The organism is Actinomycetota bacterium (genome assembly GCA_005774595.1).
Lineage (GTDB): Bacteria > Actinomycetota > Coriobacteriia > Anaerosomatales > D1FN1-002 > D1FN1-002.
Map to the genome: position 1 here is coordinate 1 of VAUM01000187.1, position 3,813 is coordinate 3,813.

General features: G+C 71.4%; 4 protein-coding genes. 1 reads left to right on the plus strand and 3 read right to left on the minus strand.

What is annotated here, in order from left to right:
* Both FDZ70_07535 and FDZ70_07540 read right to left on the minus strand, forming a co-directional pair.
* Positions 1 to 1,672, minus strand: a 1,672-nt coding sequence (locus FDZ70_07535; GenBank protein TLM73683.1) for a hypothetical protein, incomplete at its 3' end; no start/stop codon positions are given.
* A gap of 195 nt (positions 1,673 to 1,867) precedes the next feature.
* Positions 1,868 to 2,701, minus strand: coding sequence for an aldo/keto reductase (locus FDZ70_07540; protein TLM73684.1), 834 nt, complete (start codon positions 2,699 to 2,701; stop codon positions 1,868 to 1,870).
* 67 nt (positions 2,702 to 2,768) lie between these two features.
* Here FDZ70_07540 and FDZ70_07545 point away from each other — a divergent pair, with 67 nt between their 5' ends.
* Complete coding sequence (locus FDZ70_07545) at positions 2,769 to 3,344, plus strand: rubrerythrin family protein (GenBank protein ID TLM73685.1); 576 nt, start codon at positions 2,769 to 2,771, stop codon at positions 3,342 to 3,344.
* A gap of 137 nt (positions 3,345 to 3,481) precedes the next feature.
* Here the strand turns inward: FDZ70_07545 and FDZ70_07550 are convergent.
* A partial coding sequence (locus FDZ70_07550) for a nitroreductase (protein ID TLM73686.1) occupies positions 3,482 to 3,813 on the minus strand: 332 nt, incomplete at its 5' end.

The window sequence follows — 3,813 nt, forward strand, 5'->3', positions numbered from 1 at the left end:
GACCGGTCGTCGGCCATCCGCCCGCATTCGTGGCCTCGGCCGATACCTTGACCATCAGGCCCGCGGCCGTCGGGTCGTCCGGCGCCACGGGCGCGTCGGCCACGGGCGTCACTGCGATCGTCACGGTCGCCGACGTCGACTGGTTCACTCCGTCGCTCGCGCGGTAGGTGAAGGCGTCGGTCCCGTTCCAGTCCGCGGTCGGCGTGTAGGTGAACGAGCCGTCTGCAGCCAGCGACACCGAACCGTGCGCCGGGCCCGCCACGAGCGTCGCGGTCAGCGAGTCGAAGTCAGCATCGGTGTCGTTGACGAGCACGCCCGCCGTCGCGGGCACCGAGATCGGCGTGTCCTCACGCGTACCGTACGTCGACGAGAAGAAGTACGCCGAACCGGCGTCCGCGCCCAGATCGTCGTCCCAGCGCGCACCCGCGATGACCGTGCCGCCCGAGATCGCGGTCGAGACCCCGAGGTCGTCTCCCGCGGCACCGTCCGGGGCGAGCAACTTGCGCGTCTGGGCCCACGCCGTTCCGCTGCGGGTGAAGACGTAGGCGGCTCCCGAACCGTCGCCCAGGTCGTCATCTACGTGCGCCCCGACCACGATCGCGTCACCGGAGACGCCGACCGCACTGCCGAAGTTGTCGGATGCGGCACCGTCCGAGGCCGTGAGCTTCGCTTCCTGGGTCCACGTGGTGCCGTTGCTCGTGAACGCGTACGCCGCGCCGGCGTCCGTACCGGCGGCATTGTTGTCCCCCCATGCACCGACCACCGCGGTGCCGCTCGAAAGGCCGACACGCCAGCCGAAGTAGTCTGAGGCCGCGCCGTCGCCCGCCGTGATCTTGGACTGCTGGCTCCACGTGGTTCCGCTGCGCGTGAACACGTAGGCCGAGCCCGAGTTGCTGCCCCGGTCGTCGTCGTAGGGCGCGCCCACGATCGCCGTGTCGCCCTCGACGCACACCCCCTTGCCGAGGCTGTCGCCCCCGGTCGTGTCGACCGAGCTGAGCTTGGCCTGCTGGCTCCACGTGGTGCCGGAGCGCGTGAACACGTACGACGCGCCGGAGTCGGTCCCCTTGTCGTCGGCGACCTCGGCGCCCACCAGCAGCGTGTCCCCGGACAGCGAGATCGAGGAGCCGAACCTGTCATGCATGAGACCGCCCGCGACGGTGACCTTCGCCTGCTCGGTCCAGGTCGTGCCGCTCCGCGTGAAGATGTACGCCGAGCCGGCGTTGAGCGCGATGTCGTCGTCGCACTGGGCGCCCACCGCGATCGTGTCGCCGTCGATGGCCACCGATGCGCCGAAGTAGTCGTCCTGCACGCCGTCGCTCGCCAGGAGCTTGGCCTGCTGCGTCCACCCGGCGCCGTCCCGGACGAACACGTACGCCGAGCCGGAGTCCGTACCGTTGTCGTCGTCGAGGTGCGAGCTCACGACGGCCGTGTCGCCGTCGATGGCGACCGACCAGCCGAAGACGTCGCCCGCCGCGCCGCTCGCGGACAGGACCTTCGCGGCCTGCGAGAACCCGTCAGGGTCGCTCGCTGCCACCGGTACGGCCGGACCGGCGACGGCCACGCTCGGCACGGCGAGCTGAGCGCCGGAGGCAGCGATGAGTGCCGCGAGAAGGGACCTGCTCGCCCGCGCGAGTGTTCGACGGACGGAACCTGACGCGCTGCGGCTCTTCATGACGCCTCCCCATCCACTGACCCGCACGGGCCGCCAGAGTCGGCCGAGGCCACCCCGCCTCGCTGCGACTTGTGCTCGATTATGCCGCGCACCCCAGACGGGGGTCTATTCACTCGGGTGCATACGAACGTATGCCCGAGCCGCTCCAATCAGGAGGTGTGACGCGGGTCACTGGTCGAATCGGTGAACGGTCAGCTACGCCCCCGGCCCCACGTCCGGATGCGGCCCCAGCCGCTCGCTACGGTCGAGCGCGGCGATCGCCGCCATCTCGTCCTCGCTCAGCTCGAACCCGAACACGTCGGCGTTCTCGCGGATCCGCGCCGCGTGCACCGACTTCGGCACGGCGCAGTGGCCCAGCTGCAGCGCCCATCGCACGCACACCTGCGAGGGCGTGACCCCGTGTGCGCCGGCGATGCGGACGAGCTCGGGCACGGAGCCCGCGCGCCCGCGGATGAGCGGCGCCCACGCCTGCAGCGCGATGCCCCGCTCGCGCAGGTACGCCTGCAGGTCGGGCGACTGCAGGAGCGGGTGGAACTCGACCTGGTCGATCGCCGGCGGCACGCTCGCGTGCGCGAGCAGCGCCTCGACGTGGTGCGGCAGGTGGTTGCACACGCCGATTGCGCGCGTCAGCCCGTCGGCCAGCGCCCGCTCCATCGCGCGCCAGGTGTCGCGCGCGAGCGCGGGCTGCGGCCAGTGCACGAGGTACAGGTCCACGTGCGCGAGCCCGAGCCGCCCGAGCGAGCGCTCGAGCGCGCGGAGCGTCCCGTCGTACCCCTGCTCGTCGTTCCACACCTTCGTGGCGACGAACACGTCCTTGCGCGCGAGGCCGCTCTCCGCGATCGCGCGCCCCACGCCGCGCTCGTTGCCGTAGAACGACGCGGTGTCCACGCCGCGGTAGCCCGCCCGGAGCGCCTCGGCCACAGCGCCTTCCACCTCGGACCCCTCGGCGGCCTTGTACGTGCCGAACCCGAGCCGCGGCATCAGCACGCCGGGCGCGATCTCCACTAGCGAGCCGAGCGACAGCGGCATGGGATGTCACCTCCTTCGGGTACAGTACCCTTCGCAAGAAGCCCCCGACGGCCCGCAGGGAGGCCGCATGCCGAGCATCAAGGGGACCCGCACGGAGCAGAACCTGCTCAAGGCGTTCGCCGGCGAGAGCCAGGCGCGCAACCGCTACACCTACTTCGCGTCCGTGGCCAAGAAGGAAGGCTACGAGCAGATCTCCGCGATCTTCCTCGAGACCGCCGAGAACGAGCGCGAGCACGCGAAGGTGTTCTTCAAGTTCCTCGAGGGCGGCGAGGTCGAGATCACCGCGACCTATCCGGCCGGCCGTATCGCCACCACACTCGACAACCTTCTTGCGGCCGCCGACGGCGAGAAGATGGAGTGGGACACGATCTACCCGGACTTCGCGGCCATCGCCGACGAGGAGGGCTTCCCCGAGGTCGCGACCGCCTTCCGTGAGATCGCCGAGGTCGAGGCGCACCACGAGATGCGCTACCGCAAGCTGCGCGCGAACATCGAGAGCGGCGCGGTGTTCAAGCGCGCCGGCACGGTGCGCTGGAAGTGCCGCAACTGCGGCTACGTACACGAGGGCCCGGAGGCGCCGGACTGCTGCCCGGCCTGCAAGCACCCGCAGGCGCACTACGAGCTGTTCGTCGAGACGTACTAGCGACGGCGGGGACTCGTTCGGGTACAGTATCTGACAGAGCACCACGCGCCCCGGGGACGACGGGGGGCGTAAGAGAGACGGCGGCACCGCGCGCAAGGCGGTGTCGCCGTCAGCTCGTTCGGGGCGCACAGCTCGCATCAGATTCGCGTGGGCACCCACCTCGCGACAGCCACGCCTGCGAGCGGCTCCCACACCCCGGCGCACCCCGCGCCGCGCGCGCCGAGTTCGAAGTGCAGCATAGCGATGCCGCAGTCGAGCCGGCGGGCGGGCGCGAGCGGCATGTCACGCCCGGCAGACGAGACCTCCACGGCGCCGTCCGTGCCGAGCGCGAACCTCCACGGCTGACGGTTGACCGCCGACGGCGCCACCTGCGCCGCACGCAGCCCGGCCTGCGCCCACGCGGGCCAGGCTGGATGGCCAGGCGCGATCTCGTCGAGCGGGCGGCGGCGCTTCTCGCGCCCGGGGTGGT